Origin of the sequence: Rhizobium phaseoli (assembly GCF_003985125.1) — a bacterium.
GTDB classification, from domain to species: Bacteria; Pseudomonadota; Alphaproteobacteria; order Rhizobiales; family Rhizobiaceae; genus Rhizobium; species Rhizobium phaseoli.
Window position 1 is genome coordinate 62,726 of sequence record NZ_ML133567.1, and the last position, 23,249, is coordinate 85,974.

Sequence of the window (23,249 nt, forward strand, 5' to 3'; positions counted from 1 at the left end):
GGCTCAGCGGTTGCGTGTCGTCGGCACGCCATGGGGTGCGAGAACCGGCACGAAGACGCGGCGGGAGGCGCGTGCCGCCACCGGCAGGCCCTGATAGAGCCGCTTCTGCGCCTCGACGATGATGACGCCCGAAAAAGCTGGCCACAGCGTCCGGCCGATCCGCTCGAAGGCGCGGCGAAGCCGCAGGATGCCCCTGAGCTTGGAGGGCGGAAAGAAAAGCGCTTCGGCCGTCGCGCCGGGCGTGAAATTCGTCTCGCGCAGCAGATGCGTCAGCTGACCGCGCGAATAGGGCCGGCCCGAACCGAAGGGCGTATGCTCCATGCGCGCCCAGACGCCGCGCCGGTTCGGCACGACGATGACCAGCCGTCCGCCCGGCGCCAGCACCCGCCAGAGTTCCTTCAGCGTCTCGCGCGGGCTTTCGGCGAATTCGAGCGAATGCACCATCAGCACCCGGTCGATCGAGGAATCCGGCAACGGCAGTTCCTCATCGAAAATCAGCGTCGTCGACGACAGCGAGCCCATCGGCCAGTTCACCGCGCCCTGCCCGGCCGGCATGAAGGCGAAGGTACGCTCGGTATCGGCCTGGAACCGATCGAGGAAGGGCACGGCATAACCGAGGCCGACCAAACGCTCCTGCGGCAGGCGCACCCAGAGCGAGGCCAGCGCCATGGCGATCGACTGCTCGGCAAAACGCCCGAGGTCGGAATGATAGAACTGACGTAGGTCGACGATATCGGCGTGCATTGCGATAAATGTTATCAGCGGGCGGTTGGACTTCAAGGCCGGAACCTCTACATTCCCGCGAGACTCGCAGGACAAAGGATTATTGAACGATGAAACCTTTGGAATTAGACGTTTTTCTCTGCCGCACCGACAATTTCGGCGTTCTCGTGCACGATCCGGAGACCGGTTTTACCGCGGCAATCGACGCTCCGGAGGAAGCCCCGATCCTGGAAGCGGCGACACGGCGCGGCTGGAAGATCACCCATATCTTCACCACCCATCACCACACAGATCACGTCGCCGCCAACCTGGCGCTGAAGGAGCAGTTCGGCTGCGAAATCATCGGCCCGATCAACGAGGCCGTCGCCATTCCCGGCCTCGACCGGACAATGGCGGATGGCGACAGGTTCCTCTTCGGCCAGCACACGGTCCACGTGATCGAGACGCCGGGCCACACCGCCGGCCACATCTGCTATCACTTCGTCGACGACAAACTGCTTTTTGCCGCGGATACGCTGTTTGCGCTCGGCTGCGGACGCCTGTTCGAGCGCCCGGCCGCTGACATGTGGCACTCCCTGCAAAAGCTTGCTGTACTGCCGGATGAGACCGCCGTCTATTTCGGCCACGAATATACGCTCTCCAACGCCCGCTTCGCGCTGACGATCGATCCCGACAACGAACGCCTGAAGAGCCGTGCCGCCGAGATCGAGGCTTTGCGCGCCGAGGGCAAATTCACCATCCCGACGACGCTGGGACTGGAAAAGGAAACCAATCCGTTCCTGCGCGCCGGCGATCCCATCATCCGCCGCAACCTGATCATGGAAGGCAAGACGAACGAGGAAGTCTTCGCCGAAATCCGCAAACGCAAGGACAATTTCTGATGTCGCCCGAGGACATCATCCGCGAACTCGCCATGCAGCCGCATCCCGAGGGCGGCTGGTATGCTGAGACATTCCGCGATACAGCAGGCGGAGAACGCGGCCATTCGACGGCGATCTATTATCTCCTGACCAGCGGACGACGCTCGCACTGGCATCGAGTCCACGATGCCGCCGAGATCTGGCACTACTACGCCGGCGCGCCGCTGGCGCTGCACCGCTCGCCGGACGGAGCGGCAAGCGAGACCCTGACGCTCGGACCGAACCTGATCGCAGGCGCGCGGCCGCAGGCGATCATTCCCGCCAATTGGTGGCAATCGGCCGAAAGCCTTGGCGATTTCACCCTGGTCGGCTGCACCGTTTCGCCTGGCTTCGTATTTTCAAGCTTCGAAATGGCTCCCCCCGGCTGGAAGCCCGGTGCTTAGACCTCAGCCGGCTGCAACTGAGCCTTGCGACGGAACATGTCGCGGGCGGCCAGCACCGCCCCGCCGGTGACGAGCAGGCAGGCGAGCGCAATCCGCCAGCTTGCATCGGCAAATCCGAACAGCGTCAGGATGAGCGTCGAAAGCAGCGGTGCTGCATAACTTGCCGCGCCGAGGATCTGGATATCGCCGTTCTTGACGCCGTAATCCCAGGCATAGAAGGCGGCGCCGACGGGCAAAAGCCCGAGGCCGATGACGGCGATCCACTCGAAGCCCGTTGCCGGCCACACGGTCGCCTCGAGGCCGAGATGGCAGAAGAACGACAGGATTGACGTCGCAAGGCAGAAGCCGGTGACGACGTCGGTGGAGACGGCCTCGAAGCGCCGCGTCAACAGCGAATAGCCTGACCAGGTGAAGGCGCAGAGGAAGGCGGCGCCGTAGCCGACGGCATAGGCGCCGTCGAATTCGATGCCGTTGCGGGCGACGATCAGGAAGGTGCCGCAAAGCCCGGCAAGCGCGCCCGCCACGTGATACCAGCGCAGCCGTTCGCCCGGCAGCAACGCCGAACCGACGACGATCAGCAGCGGCCAGAGATAGGCGATCAGCCCCGCCTCCACCGCCGGCGCATTCCTGAGCGCGGTGAAATAGAGAAAATGATAACCGAAGAGCCCGGCAATGCCGGTCAGCCAGACCTTGGCCGGCTGCTTCAGCAGCGTCAGCCGCGAAGGGTTGAAGAAGAGCACCAGGAGGCCGGGAACGCTGCCGATCGCAAAGCAGATGGCCGAAAGCTGGAACGGCGGCATCTTGCCTGAGGCAGCCGTAAACAGCGCCAGGAACGACCACATCAGGATGGCCGTAAAACCGATCAGCGTCGCGCGAAGTTTCACCTGTCCTCCTTCACGGAGGCGAAATCTCCGTCAGCTGACGCTGCCATATTTGACGGCAGTGATCGTCACCATTCCATATTCGGTTGGAATGCGCACATAAACAGGAGCATATACATTTGCCGCGTCCGACTTGGCAAACCAGATTTCCATGCGGTCGCTCTTGCTCAGATAATCGATATCCTTGCGGCCCTTCTTGTAGCCCGAGCGCGGCACGAAGCGCACGCCGCAGACAATCGCCTTGCCCTTGAAGCCGTCGGTGGAAAAATCCTCGTCGCCCTTCGGCGAGAGCACCAGATCCATGCGCGTTTCACCATCGAAGATCGGCAGCGTCTGCGAGCAAATCTTGGTGTCGCCGGTGAAGACCAGGCCGGAGATCGGATCGAGCACCGAACGCATGTCGCGGGGGGTAACGTCGATCCAGTTCTTCGGCCGTTTCGGCGGCGGGGTCGTCGTCGCCGAAATGATATCGCCGTTGCGGTAATTGACCTCGTAAACACGGGCCTTCTTGCCGCTTTTGTAATAGAGCGAATATTTCAGCGCCTGCAGCCGATCATTGCGGACAACGCCGGTGACGCTGGTCGTTGCCGAGATCGTCTTGACGAGATCGGCAAGGCCGGCCGATTTGATATCGCCGGCGATCTTGTAGGAATGATCATCCTCGATCTGCGTCAGGAATGCGGCGCGCGCGATTGGCAGGCCGGCAAGCGTCACCCGGTATACCGTCCGGTGCTGGATCTCGGCCGCCGATGCCGGTATGGCAAAAAGCGCGGCGATAGCCGAAATCAAAATGCGTCTGCCCGAATGAGCCATGTGTTAAGCCTTGTCTTGCCGCGCGCGGCAGCCCTTGCCGAAATGCTCTATACTCCTGCCATGCCGGTAAGAAAACAGCAGCTTTTTGACAGAATTGCGGGAAAGGCCAAGGTTTGGCTTGACGCGAGCAGGCTCTCTGACTATAGAACCGCAACTTTCCAATCATGCCTGTTGGATTGCGAGCCCGGTTTTGCCGGGGATGGCAATTCGATGGCCCGAGAAAAACAAGAATAGGTGTTCCATGTCCCGCGTGTGCGAATTGACCGGCAAGGCCGTCCTGACTGGTAACAATGTCAGCCATGCCAACAACAAGACCAAGCGCCGGTTCCTGCCGAACCTGTGCCAGGTAACGCTGATTTCCGACGCTCTCAACCAGCGTTATCGTCTTCGCGTTTCGGCTGCTGCTCTGCGTTCCGTCGAGCATCGTGGCGGCCTCGATGCCTTCCTGCTGAAGGCCAGCGAAAACGAACTGTCGATGCGCGCACGTCTGCTGCGCCGCCAGATCGTCAAGAAGACCGCCGAAGCGGCTGTTGCTGCCTAAGCTTCTGCTCTTCTTTCACACGGCTTCGAAAGGCTTGCACGGATGACCTCCGGTCAAGCCTTTTGTTTTGCCGGTCCGTCTCTCCAACTGGTGGCATCTCCCAGGATAAAAAAATGCTGAAGACGCGCTATACGCTTGCCTATGTCGCATTGATGACGCTGATCGTCGTCGCCTCCAACTTTCTCGTCCAGTTTCCGCTGAACGCCGAAGTCGCCGGTATCAACCTCGCCGATATTCTGACCTGGGGCGCCTTTTCCTACCCGGTCGCCTTCCTGATCACCGATCTGACCAATCGCCAGTTCGGCCCGCAGGCAGCCCGCAAGGTGGTCTTTGCCGGCTTCGTCGTCGGCGTGACCTTGTCCTTCTTCACCTCGGCACCGCGCATTGCCATCGCGTCGGGCTCGGCCTATCTCGCCGGCCAGCTGCTGGATATCGCCGTCTTCAATCGGCTTCGCCGCCAGGCCTGGTGGCGCGCGCCGCTCGTCGGCTCGCTGATCGGCTCGGCGCTCGACACGTTGATGTTCTTCTCGCTGTCCTTTGCCGCGTTCTTCGTCTTCCTCGGCCCGAACGAGCCCTTCGCGCTGGAGGCGGCTCCCATCCTTGGCGTTTTCGCTGCGCAGGCGCCGCGCTGGATTTCCTGGGCGATCGGCGATTTCGCCGTCAAGATGCTCGTCGGCCTCGTCATGCTGCTGCCTTACGGCGCGCTGATGAATGTGCTGCGGCCGATGCAGCCCGCCCGCGCCGGCTGATCAGGCCGGAGACGTCACCGCCGTCGCCGGACCGTGCCGGCGGCGATCGCGGGGTGCAGAAGAACCTCTGCGAGCAGATCGTCGATATCGCGCGACGAATCGAGCCGCAGCACCGGCGCAGTCTGCGTTTCCAGCCATTGCTCATGCGCCGCGAGGCTGCGGCGCTCGGGGCCGGCCGTATCGTAGCTTGCCGCCCATGCCAGGAATTCTCCGCTTTTCACTTCCATGTCGCCGCCAGGCCCGATCCTCTGTCCGTATCGGGCCGCCTCGCGCGCGCGGATCCGCGCCATGCGAAGCTCCGGCTCGATCCTGAGGAACACGATCAGATCGTAGAGCGGCTCCAGCAGCCTTCCCCATTTCAGCGCCGATCCGGAAACAATCCAGCCGCCGGGCCGCCGCGTCGCCTCAAGCAGCAGCCTCATGCGTTCGTCTGAGTCCCGCGGTGTCGTGAACGGCGGATCGGTCGGCAGCCAGAAGAAATCGTCGGTGTCGAGATGGGCGATATCCAGCCGGTCCGCAAGCGCCCGGCCGAGCGACGTGGTGCCGGAACCGGACGCACCCATGACATGAATATGCACCATGACTTCCTCCGAAAATCGCCGCTTGCGATACCGCCGGCGGGATAACCGAGGCATGTGACGTCAATCTGACGATCCGAGCAATTGGGGCTCTTCGTAAAGCCGGAATTCCAGCATCAGATTGCGCTGCAGAATGGAATGGTTGTCGTCCGACACCATGATGATATGGGTCGTGCCGTCGGCCGCCTGAAAAGCATCGAGACCTTCCATATTGTCGATCTGCGAATTGAAATTGCCTTCGAGCAGCAATTCGCCCTCGACCACGGCCCCCGGCCTGATATCGGCGCCCTTGATGCGCCGAAGGCGCATGCCGATGCCTTCGGCCATGTTGAAGCGGCGTTCGAGCAGCAGCAGATCGCCGTTCGGCAGGAAGGCGCCGTCGGTGACGTCGAAACTGCCGTCCCGTGCGACCGAGAAACGTCCCTTCAATGGCCCGCTGAGAATCGCCGCCGCCCGGTTGCCGTCGCTGTCGAGGCCGCGTTCGGAGACAATCACAACGCCGCCCTTGAGCGGGCTCGATGCGGGCGCCACCGTGATCGTCTCGATGCCGCGATTGTCCCTCAGAAACTTTGGCGGGATGAGGAGCGGCAGGGTGCCGATCGCCCGCGAGTCGGCAAAGCCGGGATCGGGATAGACATCGACGCGATGAAGCTGCTCGAAGGAGACCAGGATCCGATCGCCGTCGAACGCCAGCCCCTCGGCATCCATATACGCCTTACCCTCGAGGCTGCGCCCGGCGCGGTTCTTCATCGGGGTGATCTCGACATCCGAAAGGCCCGAAAGCTTGTCTTTGGCATCACGCTCGATGCTGCCGGTCAGCCACTGGCCGGTATCGAGCACAGCCACAAAATGCTTCTGGTCTTGCCGGAAACGGATGGAGGAAAGCGAGCCGAACAGGGCCCTGCTGGAAACCATCTCCAGCCCGCCGAGAAATTCCAGCGATCCGAATTTCGTCTCGGAAGAGCCGATCCTGAAATCTGATATCTGCCGGCTAATGACCGGCACTTCACCGCCGGCCGCCCATGAGGGCCAGGCGCCGGTTGCGATGCAAAGAGCGATCAACGCCGCATGGCAAAGGCGCTTGCCTGTCATTCCGGACATTTCCCTGAGACGGCGTCAGCCGGCACGGCGAAGCCGGCCGCCGCGCGGCTGGACGGATTGATCTTCGAAAAGCGAGGCAAGCTGTTCGGTCATCGCGCCGGCAAGCTCGTCGGCATCGACGATCGTCACCGCCCGACGGTAGTAGCGTGTCACGTCGTGACCGATACCGATCGCCAGCAATTCCACCGGCGAACGGGTCTCGATCCGTTCGATGACGGCGCGCAAATGCCGCTCCAGATAATTGCCGGGATTGACCGACAGCGTCGAATCGTCCACCGGCGCCCCGTCCGAGATCATCATCAGGATGCGGCGCTGTTCGCGGCGCGCCAGCAGGCGGTTATGCGCCCAGATCAGCGCCTCGCCGTCGATATTTTCCTTGAGCAGGCCCTCGCGCATCATCAGCCCGAGATTGGCGCGGGCCCGCCGCCACGGCGCATCGGCCGATTTGTAGATGATGTGGCGCAGGTCGTTGAGCCGGCCCGGTGTCTGCGGCTTGCCGCCGGCAAGCCAGCTTTCCCGCGCCTGCCCGCCCTTCCAGGCCTTTGTCGTGAAGCCGAGGATCTCGACCTTGACGCCGCAGCGTTCCAGCGTGCGGGCAAGAATGTCGGCGCAGGTGGCGGCAACCGTGATCGGCCGACCGCGCATCGAGCCGGAATTGTCGATGAGCAGGGTGACGACCGTGTCGCGGAACTGAGTGTCGCGCTCCATCTTGAAGGAGAGCGCCTGCATCGGATCGATGATTATGCGCTGCAGCCGGGCCGGATCGAGATAACCTTCCTCCAGGTCGAAATCCCAGGAGCGGTTTTGCTGCGCCATCAGGCGGCGCTGCAGCCGGTTGGCGAGGCGGCCGACGGCGCCCTGCAGATGCGCCAGCTGCTTGTCGAGAAAGGCGCGCAGGCGCTCCAGCTCAGCGGCGTCGCAGAGCTCTTCGGCGGTGATGATCTCGTCGAACTCTTCGGTATAGACGTGATAATCGACCTTCTCGTTGAAATCGGCAAAGGGCGTGTTTGGACGGCGGGTCTCGCCCGGCGTTTCCGAATCGTCCTCGCCCTCTTCCATCATGTCGTCGTCGGAGATTTCGGCGCCTTCGGTCTCGCCGTCCTCCATCTGTTCGTCGGCGACTTCACTGTCCTCGACCGGGGCGGCGTCGGTGCCGGCATCCTCGTCGACCTCGTCCTGATCCTGCTCGTCGCCGCTCGGCTGGTCTTCCTGCTCCGACTGATCGTCGTTGTCGGCCTGGCTGTCGTCGTCGCCGTATTCCTCGGCCATCTCCATGGCCGACAGCATGTTGCGGATCACCTTGGCGAAGGCATGCTGGTCGTTGATCGCGCCCGACAGGTTGTCGAGCTCGCTGCCCGCCTTGTCCTCGATGAAGCCGCGCCAAAGGTCGAGCACCTTGCCGGCGGTTTCAGGCGGGCGCAGGCCGGTCAGTTTCTCGCGCACCATCATCGCGACGGCTTCGCCGATCGGTGCGTCTTCCTGGCGTTCGATGCCGGTGAAATTCGCCTTGGAATATTTCTCCTCGGTCATGGAGCGCAGGTTCGACGCCATGCCCTCCATGCGCAGCGCGCCAATCGATTCGACGCGCGCCTGCTCGACCGCGTCGAAGATCACCCGGGCGTCCGAGCCCTGCGGCGCCATCGTCGCATGCACTTTCTCGTCATGGCAGGCAAGCCGCAGCGCCATGGAATCGCCGAGCCCGCGGGTGACCGCCAGCTCATGCGCCGTCGGCCGCTTGGAAAGCTCCGGCAGGCGGATGCGCTCGCCGGTCATGCCCGGCCGTTCATTGGCGAAGGTCACCTCGACATCGCCGTCGCCGGCGACCGAGCGCACGCAGCCGGATATCGCCCGGCGCAACGGCTCGACATCGACGGGCGCGCCGGGCTTTGCTTTCGAATTGTCACCGCGAGCTGCCATGATCGGTCGGTCTCAGGCTCCGAGAACGATGTTGGCGGCACTTTCCTTCAGCTCGACGCCGAAGGCGCGCTGATAGTGCTCGGCGACCAGCGGCCGCTCCAGCTCGTCGCACTTGTTGAGGAAGGTGGTGCGGAAGGCGAAGGCGAGATCGCCGAAGATCTCGGCGTTTTCAGCCCAGGTAATGACCGTGCGCGGGCTCATGACGGTGGAGAGATCGCCGTTCATGAAGGCGGCGCGCGTCAGGTCGGCAACCCGCACCATCTTCGACACGGTCTCGCGGCCTTCCCTGTCCTTGCCGAAGCTCTTCACCTTGGCGGCGACGATATTCACTTCGTGATCATGCGGCAGATAGTTCAGCGTCGTGACGATCGACCAGCGGTCCATCTGCGCCTGGTTGATCTGCTGCGTGCCGTGATAGAGGCCGGTGGTGTCACCGAGGCCGATCGTATTGGCGGTCGCAAACAGGCGGAAAGCCGGGTGCGGCCGGATGACGCGGCTCTGGTCGAGCAGCGTCAGGCGGCCGGAGGATTCGAGCACGCGCTGGATGACGAACATGACGTCGGGTCTGCCCGCGTCGTATTCGTCGAAGACGAGCGCGACATTGTGCTGATAGGCCCAGGGCAGGATGCCGTCCTTGAATTCGGTGACCTGCAGCCCGTCCTTGACGACGATCGCGTCCTTGCCGACGAGATCGATACGGCTGACATGGCTGTCGAGGTTGATGCGCACGCAGGGCCAGTTGAGCCGTGCCGCCACCTGTTCGATATGCGAGGACTTGCCGGTGCCGTGATAGCCGGAGATCATCACGCGCCGGTTATGGGCAAAGCCTGCGAGAATGGCGAGCGTCGTGTCGCGGTCGAACAGATAGTCGGGATCGAGGTCCGGCACATAGGCGTCGCCCTTGCTGTAGGCGGGAACGCGGATGTCCGAATCGATGCCGAAGGTCTCGCGAACCGAAACGGTGGTGTCGGGCAGTTCAGATATATCCAGGTCGATCTTGCTCATCATGTCTCCAAGGCGGGTGATGCCACCCGGCCATACTGTCTCAGGCCATGTCGCAACCGTGACGCCGCGATTTATCCGCGCCCGTCAGGTCGGAACGTCGGCGATACTTCTCCGGGACTGAAACGAAACCTCGGCGGGATAATGACCGCTTGCGAGCATTCTTGAAAGAGTCCCGGACAAGAAACGCCGCGTCCGGAAGGTCGGCGGAGGCGATCGGTAAACACGCAGATAGGAGCCGCGTTTGCCTGCGGCCTCAGCCGATTTGGACCATACCCGATTGAAGCCTAAGAGCAAGGACGGGAATTAACAAAAACCGTTCTGCTTCAACAATTGATAGGCCTGGATGACGGCGCGGAAACGCTCCTCCGAGCCGCGGTCGCCGCCATTGGCATCCGGATGGTGCTTCTTGACCAGTTCCTTGTAGCGGCTCTTGATCTCTGCCGAGGTCGCGTTGGCATGCAGCCCCATGGTGTCGAAGGCCTTGCTTTCCAGCGATTTCAGCTTGCGCGCCTGGGGAAAACGCGGTCCGCTGCCCTTGCCGCCCTCCTTGACGAAGCCGAAGGGATCGCGAACGCGCGTATAGGCGCCGGAGCGGACTTCCGAATGCAGCGGACTGTCCTTCGCCGATTTGTTGACGCCGACGGTCCATGTCGGCCGGTGGCCGGTGATCGCCTCTTTCTGGTATCGCGCGATCTCGCCATCCGAAAGACCGGAGAAATAATTGTAGCCCTTGTTGTATTCCTTGACGTGCTCGAAACAGAACAAAAAGAACTGGCCTTCCGCATTGCGTCCGACGGGCGCGCGATGCGAACCTTTCTTGTCGCAGCCGTCCCACTGACAGGTAGGCGGTGCCTGCTCTGCCTCCTGCTCGCGTTTGCGGCGTGTTCGGATGCGATCGAAATATTTGGAATCAAGTCTCATGGCGGCGCTAATTATGGGGCTGTCGGAAGGCGACAACAAGAATTGACAAATGGGAATGTTGCTGGCTTGGTGGGAACCCCTTTCGCGCAACAGCAAGACCGGATGATGACCCTCAGGACCCGTATCGAAGAAAAACTTGTCGAAGCCTTCGCGCCCGAACGCCTGAGCGTCATCGACGAGAGCCACCTGCATGCCGGCCATCAGCCTGATATCACAGGCACCGGCGAAACCCACATGCGGGTGAGGATCGTTTCGGCGAAATTTGCCGGCCTGTCGCGGCTGGCCCGCCACCGCGCCATCACCGACCTGCTGAAACCGGAACTCGATGCCGGCCTGCATGCGCTGGCCGTCGAACCTGCGGCACCCGGCGAGGCGACGCGATGGTAGGACCGCAGCTCATATAGGAACCGATTGCCTTCGCGCCAAGCCGATCAGGTCGGCTTGGCACCGTCTTCCCCGGCCGGACGGATGCGCAGCTTGGTGATGCGGTTCTTCTCCCGCTTCATGACGACGAAACGTTTGCCGTAAAAAGTGAAGGCCTGGCGCTCTTCCGGAATGGTCATCGATTCATGGATGACGAGGCCGGCGATCGTCGTCGCCTCCTCGTCGGGCAGGTTCCAGTCGAGCGCACGGTTCAGGTCGCGGATCGGCACGCCGCCGTCGACGACGACCGAACCATCCGCCTCCTGGCGCACGCCCTGAATCTCGATGTCGTGCTCGTCGGAAATGTCGCCGACGATTTCCTCAAGAATATCCTCGAGCGTGACGATGCCCTGCACCTCGCCATATTCGTCGACGACGACGGCGAAATGCTGCTTGCGGCGCAGGAAGGCATTGAGCTGATCCTCGAGGTTGGTGCTGTCGGGCACGAACCACGGCTTCTGCGCGATCTTGACGATATCGAGGTTCTGCGGCTCCATGTTCGGCTCGGCAAGCGCGCGCAGCAGATCCTTGGCGTGAACGACGCCGATGATGTTGTCGATCGTGCCGCGCCACAGCGGCATGCGCGTATAGGGGCTTTCGAGGATGGCGCGCACCACCGCCTCCGGCGGATCGTCGGCATTGATCGCCCGCATCTTGGTGCGGTGAACCATGATATCGGACAGTTCCAGCTCGCCGAGATCGAGCACGCCGCCGAGGCGGTCGCGGTCGGCCTTCACCACCGATCCCTCGCGATGCAGCAGGTCGACGGCGCCGCGCAGCTCCTCATGCGCCGTCAGCATCGATATTTCCCGCGAAAGATTGATGCCGAACAGTGCCAGGATCCGCCGAACGATCGCATTGACGAAGGATGAGACCGGTCCGACGATGGTGACGAAGAGCTTGGCCGGCAGTGCGACGGCAAGCGCGAAGCGGTCTGGCGTCGAGATCGCCCAGCTCTTCGGCAGCACTTCCGCGAAAATGACCAGGATAACGGTCATCGCCAGCGTCGCCAGCGCCACGCCGGAACTGCCGAACAGCCCGAGGAACAGGCTGGTGGCGATCGACGACGACAGGATATTGGCGAGATTGTTGCCGATCAGCAGCGCGCCGATCAGCCGGTCGCGCCGCTCGATCAGCTGGCGCACGAGCCCGGCGCGCTCGTCGCCGTTGACCTCCAGCGTATGGATGCGACTGCGCGACACCGCGGTCAGCGCGGTTTCCGAGCCGGAAAAAAAGGCGGATGTCAGCACGAGGGCCGTGATCGAAAGGATCTCCGGCCAATATGTCGCGAGAAATGCCAGAGCGCCTTCGACCGTCATCAGGGGTGTTTTTCCCGGAGAAAGCTGATCACCTCGGAGGCCGGAACGTCGTCGGCGACGAAGGATTGGCCGATGCCGCGCGTCAGGATGAAGGTGAGCTTGCCGCCCTTGACCTTCTTGTCCTGCGCGATCGCATCCATCAGCACCTCGGCCGGCGGCAGCTCGCCCGGAATTTCGGCCATCCGGGTCGGCAGGCCGACCGCCTGCAGATGCCGCTCGACGCGTCGCGCATCGTCGGGGCTGGCAAGGTTCATCCGCGCGGAGAATTCATGCGCCAGCACCATGCCGATCGAAACGCCCTCGCCGTGCACAAGGCGGCGGCTGTCATAGGCGGTCGCCGCTTCCAGCGCATGGCCGAAGGTGTGGCCGAGATTGAGCAATGCCCGCTGGCCATTCTCCCGCTCGTCGGCAACGACGACATCGGCTTTTGCCTGGCAGCTTGTGGCGATCGCTTCGATGCGCGCCGCACCACCTGTAAAAACCGCCTTCCAGTTCGCTTCCAGCCAGGCAAAGAAATCCGGCTTGTCGATCAGACCGTATTTCGCCACCTCGGCGTAACCGGCGCGGAATTCCCGTTCGCTCAACGTATTCAGCACATCGGTGTCGGCCAGAACCAGATCCGGCTGGTGAAAAACGCCGATCAGGTTTTTGCCGTGGCGGGAATTGATGCCGGTCTTGCCGCCGACGGAAGAATCGACCTGCGCCAGCAGCGAGGTCGGCACCTGCACGAAGCGCACGCCGCGGCGAATGATGCCGGCCGCAAATCCTGAAAGATCGCCGATGACACCGCCGCCAAGCGCGATGACGCAGTCGTTGCGCTCGACGCGAGCTTCCAGCACCTTGTCGCAGGCCGTCATCAGATGCTCGAAACTCTTCGTCTTCTCGCCGGCCGGCAGCACGACCGCAGCCGAGGCGATGCCTGCCTCATCGAGGCTGGCAACGAGGGCGTCGAGATAGAGCGGCGCGACATTTTCGTCGGTGATCACAGCCGCCTTGCGGCCCTTGAGGCGCGACGCGATCTCGGAGCCGGCCCGCACAATCAGCCCCGGCCCGATCAGGATATCGTAGGCGCGCTCGCCGAGCGGCACATGCACGGTTTGGGCGGCGGGAGCGGAGGTTATCGCATTCATGACGCTGGACTTTCTTTCTGAAATTCGATCACCGCCGTCAGCACCTCGTCGGCCATGATTTCCTTGCGCACATCGCGCGAGAGCACGGTGAGATCAGCCTGGGCGTAGATCGGATACCGTGCATTCATCAGGTTTTCGAGCGTCTGCTTTGGATTTTCGGTCTTCAGCAGCGGCCGCGTGTCGCGTTTGTTGACCCGTTCCCAGAGCACATCGAGATCCGCCTTCAGCCAGACCGAAAGGCCGCCCCGCTTGATATGCCTGCGCGTCCGCTCGTTGACGAAGGCGCCGCCGCCGGTGGAGACGACACGCGGCCCGCTCTTCAACAGACGCTTGATCACCCGCGTTTCCAGCGCCCGGAACTCGTCCTCGCCATAGGCGGCGAAAAGTTCGGCGATCGTCATGCGCGACACCCGCTCGATTTCGTGGTCACTGTCGATGAAGGGAATGCCGAGCTGGCTGGCGACAATGCGCCCGACCGAGGATTTTCCCGCGCCCATCAGGCCGACCAGGATCAGATTGCGTGAACCGAGCGCGGCGCGAGCTCTGTCTTTCAGGCTGTCAGCAAGGGTCAGCAGTGGTTCACTCATCGGCCCATTCACACTTTGTTTGCAAACCGTATCGACAAATGCAGGTGGAGCGTCAAGTCGCGGACAAGGGAATCATCGCCTGAATACCGCTTCTTGCACTTGCAGACACGCTTCTTATAACAGAAGCAGAGCATGAAGGAGTTGCCGGATGCCGACCCTGTTCCGTTTTCTGTTCGTCTGCGCGATCCTCGCCGGGACGGTTTACGGAGCGATGTGGGCGCTTGCGACCTTCGTGGAGCCCGAGCCGCGCGACGTGACGATCCGCATTCCGTCCGAGCGGGTCAATCCGCCGGCGACGGGCACGATCAATACCACCGGGAAGTGAGCGACATGAGGGATCTCGGCCGCGTCCATGTGGAATCCTTCCTGGAGATGATGAGCGCCGAACGCGGTGCCGCCGCCAACACGCTGCAATCCTATGAGCGCGACCTCGATGACATCAGGTCCTTCCTGAACGGCCGCAGCATAAGGTTGACCGAAGCCGCCTCCGCCGACCTTTCCGCCTATCTCGCCTCGCTCGCCAACCAGGGTTTCAAGCCCTCCTCGCAGGCGCGCCGGCTTGCGGCCATGCGGCAGTTCTACAAGTTCCTCTACGCCGAAGGCATTCGCACCGACGACCCGACCGGCGTGCTCGACGCGCCGAAGAAAGGCCGGCCGCTGCCGAAGACGATGGGGGTCGAGGAGGTCGGCAGGCTGCTGTCGCAGGCGCAGACCGAGGCCGACGATCCGGCTCCGGGCCAGTTGCAGCGCCTGCGCATGCTGGCGCTCTTGGAGCTGCTTTATGCCACCGGCATGCGCGTCAGCGAACTCGTCTCGCTTCCCGCCCGCGTCCTCGACCAGGAGGGCCGCTTCCTGATGATCCGCGGCAAGGGCAACAAGGAGCGGCTGGTGCCGTTGTCGCAATCGGCGATCAAGGCCCTGAAATCCTATGGGCGGCTGCTGGCGGCCGAAAATGCCGCGGCGAAGGAGCCGCAGGAAAGCCCCTTTCTGTTTCCGGCCGCCTCCAAGGAGGGCTACCTGCCGCGCCAGGTTTTTGCGCGAGACCTGAAGAACCTCGCGATCCGCGCCGGCCTGACGCCGTCACTGATCTCGCCGCACGTCATGCGCCACGCCTTTGCCAGCCACCTGCTCGCCAACGGCGCCGATCTGCGCGTCGTGCAGGAACTCCTCGGTCATTCGGACATTTCGACCACACAGATCTACACACATGTGCTCGAAGAGAGGCTGCAGCAGCTCGTCCAGACGCATCACCCCCTTGCCAAACAGGCGAAAAAGCACGAATAGGACCGGCGACAAGGGGCGGAGCCAGGAAAACGCCCCGGGCACAAGGAACGGAAACGCACCTCATGCACAATTATCTCGACTTCGAAAAGCCGATCTCCGACCTCGAAGGCAAGATCATCGAGCTGAAGAAGCTCGCTACGGAAGACGAGAGCATCGACACCACCGATGAAATCGGCCGGCTGGAGGTTCGCGTCCGTGAGGCAATCCTCGAAATCTACTCCAAGCTCAACGCCTGGCAGAAGACGCAGGTCGCCCGCCACCCGCAGCGCCCGCATTTCGTCGATTACGCCAAGACGCTGTTCCAGGAATTCACGCCGCTGGCCGGCGACCGCAAGTTTTCCGAGGATGCCGCGATCCAGGCCGGTCTTGCCCGCTTCCGCGGCCAGCCCGTCGCCGTCATCGGCCAGGAAAAGGGCAACGACACCAAGTCCCGCCTGAAACACAATTTCGGCAGCCCCCGCCCGGAAGGCTACCGCAAGGCGATCCGCATCCTTGAAATGGCCGATCGTTTCGGCCTGCCGGTGATTTCGCTGGTGGATACGGCTGGCGCCTATCCCGGCGTCGGCGCCGAAGAGCGCGGCCAGGCCGAGGCGATCGCCCGCTCGACGGAAATGTGCCTCGGCGTCAAGGTTCCCCTCGTTTCCGTCGTCATCGGTGAAGGCGGCTCGGGCGGCGCGATCGCGATCGCCACCGGCAACCGGGTCTACATGCTCGAGCACTCGATCTACAGCGTCATCTCGCCGGAGGGCGCTGCATCCATTCTCTGGCGCGATTCGACCCGCGCCCGCGAAGCGGCGACCAACATGAAGATCACCGCCGAAGACCTGAAAGCGCTCGGCGTCATCGATGGTATCATTTCCGAGCCGCTCGGCGGCGCCCACCGCGATCCCGACAGCGTCATTGCCGCAACCGGCGACGTGATCGCCAATGCGCTGGCCGAAATGTCGTCCCGCTCCGGCGAACAATTGCGCAACGAACGGCGCCAGAAATTCCTCAACATGGGGCGGAATCTGTAAGCTCTACTGCCGTTCCTTGCGGATTGAGGCCAAACCTTGGCCACATTGATGTTATCTCTAACATTTGCGCTTGCGGGGGCGTTCCTCACACGTCATAGGCTGGTAAGGATTTGTGAAGTATAAGCCGCTTATGATTCTGCCTCGTGCCAGGACTCCTTAGGCGACCGGGTCGCACTTCTTTATGGGCTAGTTTGGATGCGCATACGTCATTTTGCCTATGTTTCCCTCATCGCGCTGGCTCTGACCGGCTGCAATGACGCGTTGGAAACCGCGCAGGTCGATCTTTCCAAGGTCAAGAACAAGGTCGAGCAGCCGCTTCCTCCGCATATCCTCGCCGCCATGTCCGCCAAGGGCATGGACCGCAATTCGCCGATCATGATCCGCATCTTCAAGGAAGAAGGTGCCATGGAGATCTGGAAGGCGAAGACCGACAACCGCTTCGACAAGATTGCCGACTACAAGATCTGCGCGTGGTCGGGCCGCCTCGGCCCGAAGGTAAAGACCGGCGACCGGCAGGCGCCGGAAGGTTTCTACGACCTGACGCGCGCCAACCTGAACCCCAACTCGAAATATTATCTGGCGATCAACACCGGCTTCCCGAACCGCTACGACGCGGCGAACGGCCGCACCGGCTCCGATTTGATGATCCATGGCGCCTGCTCGTCCTCCGGCTGCTATTCGATGACCGACCAGCAGGTGCTGGAGATCTATGCCTTCGCCCGCGACGCCTTCAAGGGCGGCCAGGCGACCGTGCAGCTGCAGGCCTTCCCCTTCCGCATGACGGCGGAAAACATGGTCAAGCATCGCCTCGACAGCAATTACGACTTCTGGAAAATGCTGAAGGTCGGCTACGACAATTTCGAAGTGACGAAGCGCCCGCCCGAGGTGGCCGTCTGCGAGAAGAAATATGTCTTCAACCAGCAGGTAACCGATGGCGGCGCTTTCAATGCCGCTGGCAAATGCCCTGCCATGTCGACGCCGCCGGCGCTGGCGGCCGCGCTTGCGTCCTACGGCAAGACCTATGATGCCGACTATGCCAAGGCGATGAGCAAATATGACGGCATGGCCTGGTACGACCCGTCGGAGGCCGAGCGCAAGGCGGTGGTCGCCAAGCTGCGCAAGGGCCGCGAGCTGGCCTTCGCCCCGACCGGCACCTCGCTGGAAGCCGGCCGCATGGTCAAGGTCGCCGAACTCGAAGACCTGATGGCCAAGCGCACCGCCCAGAGCGTGACCACTCAAACCGCCACAGGCGCGATCCCCGCAGCCCCTACCCAGCCGCAGGCAGTGGCCGTCGCTGCCGCCACCCCGGCGGTCGTGCCGGTGCCGACGCAGAACCCGCTGGCCTTTACGGCGCCCGAACCGCAGGAGACGGCGGAAGCCGCGGCAAAGAAGCCGTTCTGGAAATTCTGGGCGCGGAACTGAACGGCTTGAACCCCGTTCTCTACGATCTTCGCGGCCTGAAATGCCCACTCCCGGTGATGAAGACACGCAGGAAGCTCGCCGCCATGGCCAGCGGCGCGCTGATCCTTGTCGATACCAGCGATCCGCTGGCGGTGATCGACATGCCGCATTTCTGCAATGAGGACGGTCACGAACTGGTCGAAACGGAAAAGACCGAAACCGGCCACCGCTTCCTGATCCGCAGGCGCTAAAGCGCGTCGCGATCTTTCAGATTCGCTCCTGGCGCCTTAGGTTTTTGTTCTCACGCATGTCGTTGCGGCAAAAGCGCTTCGCTCTTTGCCTGGGAAAACCGCTGCACACTTGGCGCGACATGCTTCAAATTCTTAAACCCGGAATGGCGAGCGGATTGTCGGACAGCGCGGTGCGATCCGGCGTGTCGATGCGCGGCTTGCCGAGGAAGGCGTCGAACAGATCCTTGACGAAGGCTTCCGGCAAATCCCTGGTGATCAGCACCATGCGCGTGCGCCGGTCGCTGGGATCCGGCCAGGCGGCAAGCCGCAGCGGCGGATGGAAGATGCTCTGGACGCCGTGCAGCACCAACGGCCGTTCCGGCCGGTCGGAGACCGAAACGATCGCCTTCATCCGCAGCAGCTTCTCGCCATGCGCCGAGCGCAGGAGATCGATGAACATCTCGAGCGCCATCGGATCGATCGGCTTTTCCTCGACGATCGAGAAGGACCGGATCGAGGCATCGTGCCGATTGACGTCGTGGGCGTGCTGGTTCGTGTGATGACGATGGTTATGGTCGTGGTGACCGCCATCGTGATGATGATCGTGATCATGATGGTGATCGTCATCATGGGTGTGGTCGTGGCTGTGATGCGCCTCGTGCGCATCCTCATCCCGCAGCCAGCGGCCGACATCGGCAATCTTCGTCGCCGGATCGTAGAGCCCGTTCACCAGCACCGCGGCGCTGCCGGCGTCAGCGCTGTCGGCATCCACCATCGCCGCGCGCGGATTGAGTGCCCGTAGGCGCAATTCCAGCCCGGCCGTTGCGCCGGCCATCGATGTCTTTGAGATGATCAACCGGTCGGCGACGGCCGCCTGTTTGCGCGCTTCCTCGTGATTGTCGAGCGTCTGCAGCCCGTTGACCGCATCGACGACGGTCACGACGCCGTCGAGCTCGAAATTCGCGGCAATGACAGGATTGCCCATGATCGCCTGCATGACCGGCGCCGGATCGGCAAGGCCGGTCGTTTCGATGACGACGCGTTTCACCGGCTTGACGCGGCCGGTCTGCACGGCATCCATCAGATTCGCCAGCGTATCGACAAGCTCGCCGCGCACGGTGCAGCACAGGCAGCCGTCGGAGAGCTCGATGATCGAATCGCCGGAGCTTTCGACCAGCAGATGATCGATGCCGACATCGCCGAACTCGTTGATGATGACGGCCGCATCCTTCATCGCAGGGTCTTTGAGGATGCGGTTGAGCAGCGTCGATTTGCCGGCGCCGAGAAAGCCGGTCAGGATGGTGACCGGAATCCTGTCGTTGAGCGCGCTCATCTCATTTTACCTTGAAAACGATCTAATCTTAGAACGAGGTCGGACGCGGCATGGGCACCGGCACGTTGGCGATGCCTCCCGCCGTGTCGCCGGTCGCGACCTTTTCCGGCTGCTGCGCCGGCTGCGGATCCTGCCCCGGAATGAGGCCGGCAAAGACGAATTGCGGGTCGTGGTCCATTTCCAGAATATAGGGCGAGTGCACCTTCATCCGGCCGACCTCGTCGCGCGTTTCGCTGCGTATCTTGGCGCCCTTGGCGCTGCAGATATCGGCGGTGATATCGGTCACCTGGTCCTGCCCCTGACCGTAAGGCTTCAGCGAACCGAGCGTGTCGTTGCCGGGAAATTGCGTGGTGAAGCCCTTCTGCAGAAGGTTCGCCGTCGCATCGGCACGCGCCGCCAGACTGTCGGTGCCGAGCACGACCGAGACGAGGGTGCGGCCGTTGCGTGTCGCTGAACCGATCTGGTTGAAGCCCGAGGCGCAGATGAAACCGGTCTTCATGCCGTCCGCGCCGGCAAAGCGGCCGATCAGCATGTTGAGGTTCGGCACGTTCTGCTGGCCGTTGGTAAAACCCTCCAGCGAGAAATATCCGGCATATTGCGGAAAGTCGCGGCGAAGCGCCACCGTCAGCACCGCCAGGTCGCGCGCCGTCGTATATTGTCCTTTGCCCGGCAGGCCGTTCGGATTGACGAAATGCGAGTCCGTCATGCCGAGCTTCAGCGCCTCGCCGTTCATTCGCGTCACAAAGCCTTCCTGCGTACCGCCGACGGCTTCGGCGACAGCGACGGCGATGTCGTTGGCCGATTTCACCATCAGAATCTTTAGCGCGCTGTCGAGCGTCAGCTTCTGGCCCGGCTTGAAATACATCTTGGCGGCCGGCTGCGCGGCGGCGCGCTTGCTCATGACAATGGGCGTATCAAGGCTGATCTGGCCGGCGCGGATCGCATCGAACACGGTATAGACCGTCATCAGCTTGGTAAGCGAGGCTGGATACCACTTGCGGAAGGCTTCCTCGTGCTCGAGCACGCGGCCGGTCTGGACATCGACGAGAATATGCGGATTGGCCTGGGCGAGCGAAACGGAGGCGAGAAAAGCGGCAGTCGCGGCGACTGTGAAACGCAACGGCCGCATGGCGGCAAACAAACGGAAGTGGCTCGTCGACACGGCTCATCCTTCAGATATCAGGAAATCTCGAAACCTTCATCTATCTAGCCTATATGGCTATGACATGGCAAAGGTCATTGACGAAGTAATTTGCAAAGCCTCACACCCTTGTGAAGCGAAGAACGACTGCCGGGATTGATAACAGGAACGCCAACATGCCGATTTTGAACAGAGCCGCCGAATTGCAGGACGAAGTCGCCGGATGGCGCCGCCACATTCATGCCCGGCCCGAGTTGCTCTTTGCGGTGGAAAACACGGCCGCCTTCGTCGCCGAAAAACTCAAGGAATTCGGTGTCGACGAGATCGTCACCGGCATCGGCCGCACCGGCGTCGTCGGGCTGATCAAAGGCAAGGGCGAGGGCCGCCGCACCATCGGCCTACGCGCCGACATGGACGCCCTGCCGCTGACGGAGATCACGGGAAAACCCTGGGCCTCGAAGACGCCGGGCAAGATGCATGCCTGCGGCCATGACGGCCATACCGCCATGTTGCTCGGCGCCGCGAAATATCTGGCCGAGACCCGCAATTTCAACGGCAATGTCGCCGTCATCTTCCAGCCCGCCGAAGAAGGCGGCGGCGGCGGCAACCTGATGGTCAAGGACGGCATGATGGAGCGCTTCGAGATCGAAGAGGTCTACGGCATGCACAATCTGCCGGGCCTGCCCGTCGGCCAGTTCGCCACCCGCAAGGGCGCGATCATGGCGGCGACCGACGAATTCACCGTCACCATCAAGGGCCGCGGCGGCCACGCCGCCCAGCCGCACCGGACGATCGATCCGATCGCTATCGGCGCGCAGATCGTCACCAACCTGCAGATGATTGCTTCGCGCACCGCCGATCCGATCAGCTCGGTCGTCGTTTCGGTCACCAAATTCAATGCCGGTTTTGCCCATAACGTCATCCCGAACGATGCGACGTTCGCCGGGACGGTGCGCACCCTCGACCCGGACGTGCGCACGCTCGCCGAGACGCGCTTCCGGCAGATCGTCGAGGGTGTGGTTGCTGCCCACGGTGCCGAAGCCGAGATCAGCTTCAACCGCAACTATCCCGTCACCGTCAATCATCCTGATGAGACCGAGCATGCGGTTGCCACCGCCAGCGCCATTGCCGGCGAGGGCAACGTTAACGCCGAAATCGATCCGATGATGGGCGGCGAGGATTTTTCCTACATGCTGAACGCCCGCCCCGGCGCCTTCATCTTCATCGGCAACGGCGACAGCGCCGGCCTGCACAACCCGGCCTACGACTTCAACGACGAAGCCATCGCCCACGGCATCTCCTATTGGGTCCGCCTCGCCGAACAGCGCCTGGGTCTTTGACAAGAATTAAGGCTTGGCTTCACGCCAAGCCTTTTGTATGCATGGCGTGCAAGTGGTCCCGTAGCTCAGCAGGATAGAGCACCAGATTCCTAATCTGGGGGTCGCGCGTTCGAATCGCGCCGGGATCACCAAAAATCCACCAATGATTACAATCTGTTAGTCTATCGGCCTGCTGCTTAACATTCCGACAACGTTCCTACGCGTCGGCTTCCGGTGCGTTCCCGGCGCTTCGGTGAACGACCCGCATGCGCCACCTTTTGCGCTTTTTCGAGCGTCTGCGGTTATAGCGTTGGTTCGTTGCCGCGTTTTTGTGGTTGGCGTAATACCTCAGATGTTCGAGATCTGCGCTGGCATCTGAGCCTTCGGTGATGCTGCCGGCGCGGCTGTCACCGTTCCAGACCGACTTCGGAACGTCAGCAGCATCGGCGCACTCTCGCCACGCATCGGGAAATTAGCGCTTGCGATATGGAAGGCGCCAGTGGCCTCGGATCGGATCATCGGGCCGAACCGTTTTTCGACGGCGGTCACCGAAGGATAAGGCCCCCCGCCTGACAAAGCTCGCCAAGCTCCATTAGTCAACGACCGTTATGCGGGCTGTGATCTCCCAAACGCCGGCCTCGGACTCGCTCGACTCTCGCAGCCTTACTTTGTCGGATCCGGTGAACTTGGCGCCGGCCGTATAGTAGACAACGGCTCCATCGACCTTGCGGCCATTGCATTTGAAGCGGGGATTGCTTCGCTCAAAGTTCGGAAACACCTTTTCGCGAACGATTTCAACCTTTCCATGTTTGCCGCCGTCGAGAATCTTTAGACGCGGCACGGCAGCCGCGGTGCAATCAGGGCGGACAAACGACGATTGATAAATGACGGTTCGACCGCCTGAGATGACCGTAGCAGAAGTACTCTCCTTTGTGATCTCCTGAGCTTGGGCATGTTCACTAGCGAGAAGAAGGACCGCCGAATAAAGAAGTCGGTATCGCATATTCATAGGGATTCTCATGGTATTGAGTAGGGCTTGGGCAGGCGGCATCGGAAGATCGCGATGCTGGCCGCCATCGCAGCGGACTATTCGACAACGGTAATATTGATGACACCTTCATCGACAACGCCGTTTTTATAAGACGTGCGAACAACAACTCTGTCCTTGCCGACAAAGCCCTTGTCAGGCGTGTAGTACCCTACCGTGGCGGGTACTTTTGTGCTGGTGCACTTCTTATATTCGCCCTTACTATTGGGGAACGTCAGCTCGCGCAGGCTTTCCACCTTGCCATGCTTCGGGGCCTCGCGAATGCGGACCTCTGGTACTGCTTTGGCGCTGCAATCTGGATTGAGGCTGAAGGCGGCACCCAGTCTGGTGCGCTCGCCGCTCGCCACGGTGATGTTTTTTTGATATCGCTTCAAGCCATCGGGACCAGTGGTCGTGCAACCAGCTAAAACTGCACCGACCCACATCGCGGCTACCGGCAGAATAAATGCTTTTTTCATTAGAACCTCTGTTGTCATAGTTGATCTT

At 62.1% G+C, this 23,249-nt stretch carries 26 protein-coding genes and 1 tRNA gene; 12 read left to right on the top strand and 15 right to left on the bottom strand.

Annotation, left to right across the window (positions count from 1 at the left end; genetic code table 11):
* Positions 1-3 precede the first annotated feature (3 nt).
* Positions 4-780: a class I SAM-dependent methyltransferase gene (locus EFD56_RS05900; protein WP_037113923.1), complete on the bottom strand. Its 777-nt coding sequence runs from the start codon at positions 778-780 to the stop codon at positions 4-6.
* Between the two features lie 53 nt (positions 781-833).
* Between EFD56_RS05900 and gloB the strand changes: the two genes are divergently transcribed.
* Both gloB and EFD56_RS05910 read left to right on the top strand, forming a co-directional pair.
* Positions 834-1,604, top strand: coding sequence for a hydroxyacylglutathione hydrolase (gene gloB, locus EFD56_RS05905; RefSeq protein ID WP_085743357.1), 771 nt, complete (start codon positions 834-836; stop codon positions 1,602-1,604).
* On the top strand, positions 1,604-2,026 hold the full coding sequence (locus EFD56_RS05910) for a cupin domain-containing protein (protein ID WP_085743358.1): 423 nt from the start codon (positions 1,604-1,606) through the stop codon (positions 2,024-2,026). The genes gloB and EFD56_RS05910 overlap by 1 nt, the downstream gene beginning before the upstream one ends.
* On the opposite strand, the gene yddG is transcribed toward EFD56_RS05910, so the two are convergent.
* Both yddG and EFD56_RS05920 read right to left on the bottom strand, forming a co-directional pair.
* Entirely contained in the window at positions 2,023-2,910 is an 888-nt protein-coding gene (yddG, locus tag EFD56_RS05915; RefSeq protein ID WP_085743359.1) for an aromatic amino acid exporter YddG, read from the bottom strand. The genes EFD56_RS05910 and yddG overlap by 4 nt on opposite strands.
* Before the next feature lie 30 nt (positions 2,911-2,940).
* Entirely contained in the window at positions 2,941-3,720 is a 780-nt protein-coding gene (locus EFD56_RS05920) for a DUF3108 domain-containing protein (RefSeq protein WP_004679584.1), read from the bottom strand.
* Positions 3,721-3,961: 241 nt separating this feature from the next.
* Here EFD56_RS05920 and rpmB point away from each other — a divergent pair, with 241 nt between their 5' ends.
* Positions 3,962-4,261, top strand: a complete 300-nt coding sequence (gene rpmB / locus EFD56_RS05925) for a 50S ribosomal protein L28 (protein ID WP_004679586.1) — start codon at positions 3,962-3,964, stop codon at positions 4,259-4,261.
* A gap of 113 nt (positions 4,262-4,374) precedes the next feature.
* Entirely contained in the window at positions 4,375-5,010 is a 636-nt protein-coding gene (locus EFD56_RS05930) for a VUT family protein (protein WP_085743360.1), read from the top strand.
* A 14-nt stretch (positions 5,011-5,024) separates the two neighbouring features.
* Here EFD56_RS05930 and EFD56_RS05935 read toward each other — a convergent pair whose 3' ends face one another.
* The 5 genes from EFD56_RS05935 to EFD56_RS05955 form a co-directional block, all read right to left on the bottom strand.
* A complete protein-coding gene (locus EFD56_RS05935; protein WP_010007681.1) occupies positions 5,025-5,591 on the bottom strand; it encodes an ATP-binding protein in 567 nt (188 codons plus the stop codon).
* Positions 5,592-5,651: 60 nt separating this feature from the next.
* Positions 5,652-6,680 carry an esterase-like activity of phytase family protein gene (locus EFD56_RS05940; protein ID WP_085743361.1) on the bottom strand — a complete coding sequence of 343 codons (1,029 nt, stop codon included), beginning with the start codon at positions 6,678-6,680 and terminating at the stop codon, positions 5,652-5,654.
* Between the two features lie 24 nt (positions 6,681-6,704).
* Positions 6,705-8,606 carry a cobaltochelatase subunit CobT gene (gene cobT / locus EFD56_RS05945; protein ID WP_085743362.1) on the bottom strand — a complete coding sequence of 634 codons (1,902 nt, stop codon included), beginning with the start codon at positions 8,604-8,606 and terminating at the stop codon, positions 6,705-6,707.
* Positions 8,607-8,618: 12 nt separating this feature from the next.
* The gene (gene cobS / locus EFD56_RS05950) at positions 8,619-9,611 is read right to left on the bottom strand and encodes a cobaltochelatase subunit CobS (protein ID WP_004679595.1); all 993 of its coding nucleotides are present in this window, start codon (positions 9,609-9,611) and stop codon (positions 8,619-8,621) included.
* 303 nt (positions 9,612-9,914) lie between these two features.
* Positions 9,915-10,532: a J domain-containing protein gene (locus tag EFD56_RS05955; RefSeq protein WP_004679597.1), complete on the bottom strand. Its 618-nt coding sequence runs from the start codon at positions 10,530-10,532 to the stop codon at positions 9,915-9,917.
* Between the two features lie 102 nt (positions 10,533-10,634).
* Here EFD56_RS05955 and EFD56_RS05960 point away from each other — a divergent pair, with 102 nt between their 5' ends.
* Positions 10,635-10,919, top strand: a complete 285-nt coding sequence (locus EFD56_RS05960; RefSeq protein ID WP_170961494.1) for a BolA family protein — start codon at positions 10,635-10,637, stop codon at positions 10,917-10,919.
* Between the two features lie 44 nt (positions 10,920-10,963).
* On the opposite strand, the gene EFD56_RS05965 is transcribed toward EFD56_RS05960, so the two are convergent.
* Genes EFD56_RS05965 through EFD56_RS05975 form a run of 3 tightly spaced genes read right to left on the bottom strand, consistent with a single transcriptional unit; the run spans position 10,964 to position 13,991 of the window.
* A complete protein-coding gene (locus EFD56_RS05965) occupies positions 10,964-12,274 on the bottom strand; it encodes an HlyC/CorC family transporter (protein WP_085743363.1) in 1,311 nt (436 codons plus the stop codon).
* A complete protein-coding gene (gene aroB / locus EFD56_RS05970) occupies positions 12,274-13,404 on the bottom strand; it encodes a 3-dehydroquinate synthase (protein ID WP_085743364.1) in 1,131 nt (376 codons plus the stop codon). Before aroB ends, EFD56_RS05965 begins: the two co-directional genes overlap by 1 nt.
* Positions 13,401-13,991 (bottom strand): shikimate kinase, encoded by a 591-nt coding sequence (locus EFD56_RS05975; RefSeq protein ID WP_085743365.1) that lies wholly within the window; start codon positions 13,989-13,991, stop codon positions 13,401-13,403. The genes aroB and EFD56_RS05975 overlap by 4 nt, the downstream gene beginning before the upstream one ends.
* A 148-nt stretch (positions 13,992-14,139) precedes the next feature.
* On the opposite strand from EFD56_RS05975, the gene EFD56_RS32545 reads away from it, so the two are divergent.
* The 5 genes from EFD56_RS32545 (at position 14,140) to EFD56_RS05995 (ending at position 17,943) form a co-directional block, all read left to right on the top strand.
* Positions 14,140-14,316, top strand: coding sequence for a hypothetical protein (locus tag EFD56_RS32545; RefSeq protein WP_004679604.1), 177 nt, complete (start codon positions 14,140-14,142; stop codon positions 14,314-14,316).
* A 5-nt stretch (positions 14,317-14,321) separates the two neighbouring features.
* Complete coding sequence (gene xerD, locus EFD56_RS05980; protein WP_126904928.1) at positions 14,322-15,275, top strand: site-specific tyrosine recombinase XerD; 954 nt, start codon at positions 14,322-14,324, stop codon at positions 15,273-15,275.
* Between the two features lie 62 nt (positions 15,276-15,337).
* A complete protein-coding gene (locus EFD56_RS05985; RefSeq protein ID WP_126904929.1) occupies positions 15,338-16,291 on the top strand; it encodes an acetyl-CoA carboxylase carboxyltransferase subunit alpha in 954 nt (317 codons plus the stop codon).
* 195 nt (positions 16,292-16,486) lie between these two features.
* Complete coding sequence (locus tag EFD56_RS05990; protein ID WP_126904930.1) at positions 16,487-17,713, top strand: L,D-transpeptidase family protein; 1,227 nt, start codon at positions 16,487-16,489, stop codon at positions 17,711-17,713.
* A 5-nt stretch (positions 17,714-17,718) separates the two neighbouring features.
* Positions 17,719-17,943, top strand: a complete 225-nt coding sequence (locus EFD56_RS05995; protein ID WP_064819137.1) for a sulfurtransferase TusA family protein — start codon at positions 17,719-17,721, stop codon at positions 17,941-17,943.
* A 124-nt stretch (positions 17,944-18,067) separates the two neighbouring features.
* Here EFD56_RS05995 and EFD56_RS06000 read toward each other — a convergent pair whose 3' ends face one another.
* Both EFD56_RS06000 and EFD56_RS06005 read right to left on the bottom strand, forming a co-directional pair.
* Positions 18,068-19,255: a CobW family GTP-binding protein gene (locus EFD56_RS06000; RefSeq protein ID WP_126904931.1), complete on the bottom strand. Its 1,188-nt coding sequence runs from the start codon at positions 19,253-19,255 to the stop codon at positions 18,068-18,070.
* 28 nt (positions 19,256-19,283) lie between these two features.
* Positions 19,284-20,417 (bottom strand): D-alanyl-D-alanine carboxypeptidase family protein, encoded by a 1,134-nt coding sequence (locus EFD56_RS06005; RefSeq protein WP_126904932.1) that lies wholly within the window; start codon positions 20,415-20,417, stop codon positions 19,284-19,286.
* Between the two features lie 155 nt (positions 20,418-20,572).
* On the opposite strand from EFD56_RS06005, the gene EFD56_RS06010 reads away from it, so the two are divergent.
* Both EFD56_RS06010 and EFD56_RS06015 read left to right on the top strand, forming a co-directional pair.
* Entirely contained in the window at positions 20,573-21,736 is a 1,164-nt protein-coding gene (locus EFD56_RS06010; RefSeq protein ID WP_126904933.1) for a M20 aminoacylase family protein, read from the top strand.
* A gap of 54 nt (positions 21,737-21,790) precedes the next feature.
* Positions 21,791-21,867 (top strand) — tRNA-Arg (locus EFD56_RS06015).
* Between the two features lie 440 nt (positions 21,868-22,307).
* Here the strand turns inward: EFD56_RS06015 and EFD56_RS06020 are convergent.
* Both EFD56_RS06020 and EFD56_RS06025 read right to left on the bottom strand, forming a co-directional pair.
* Positions 22,308-22,724 (bottom strand): hypothetical protein, encoded by a 417-nt coding sequence (locus EFD56_RS06020; protein WP_037142024.1) that lies wholly within the window; start codon positions 22,722-22,724, stop codon positions 22,308-22,310.
* A gap of 77 nt (positions 22,725-22,801) precedes the next feature.
* Entirely contained in the window at positions 22,802-23,221 is a 420-nt protein-coding gene (locus EFD56_RS06025) for a hypothetical protein (RefSeq protein WP_037142026.1), read from the bottom strand.
* Positions 23,222-23,249 lie beyond the last annotated feature (28 nt).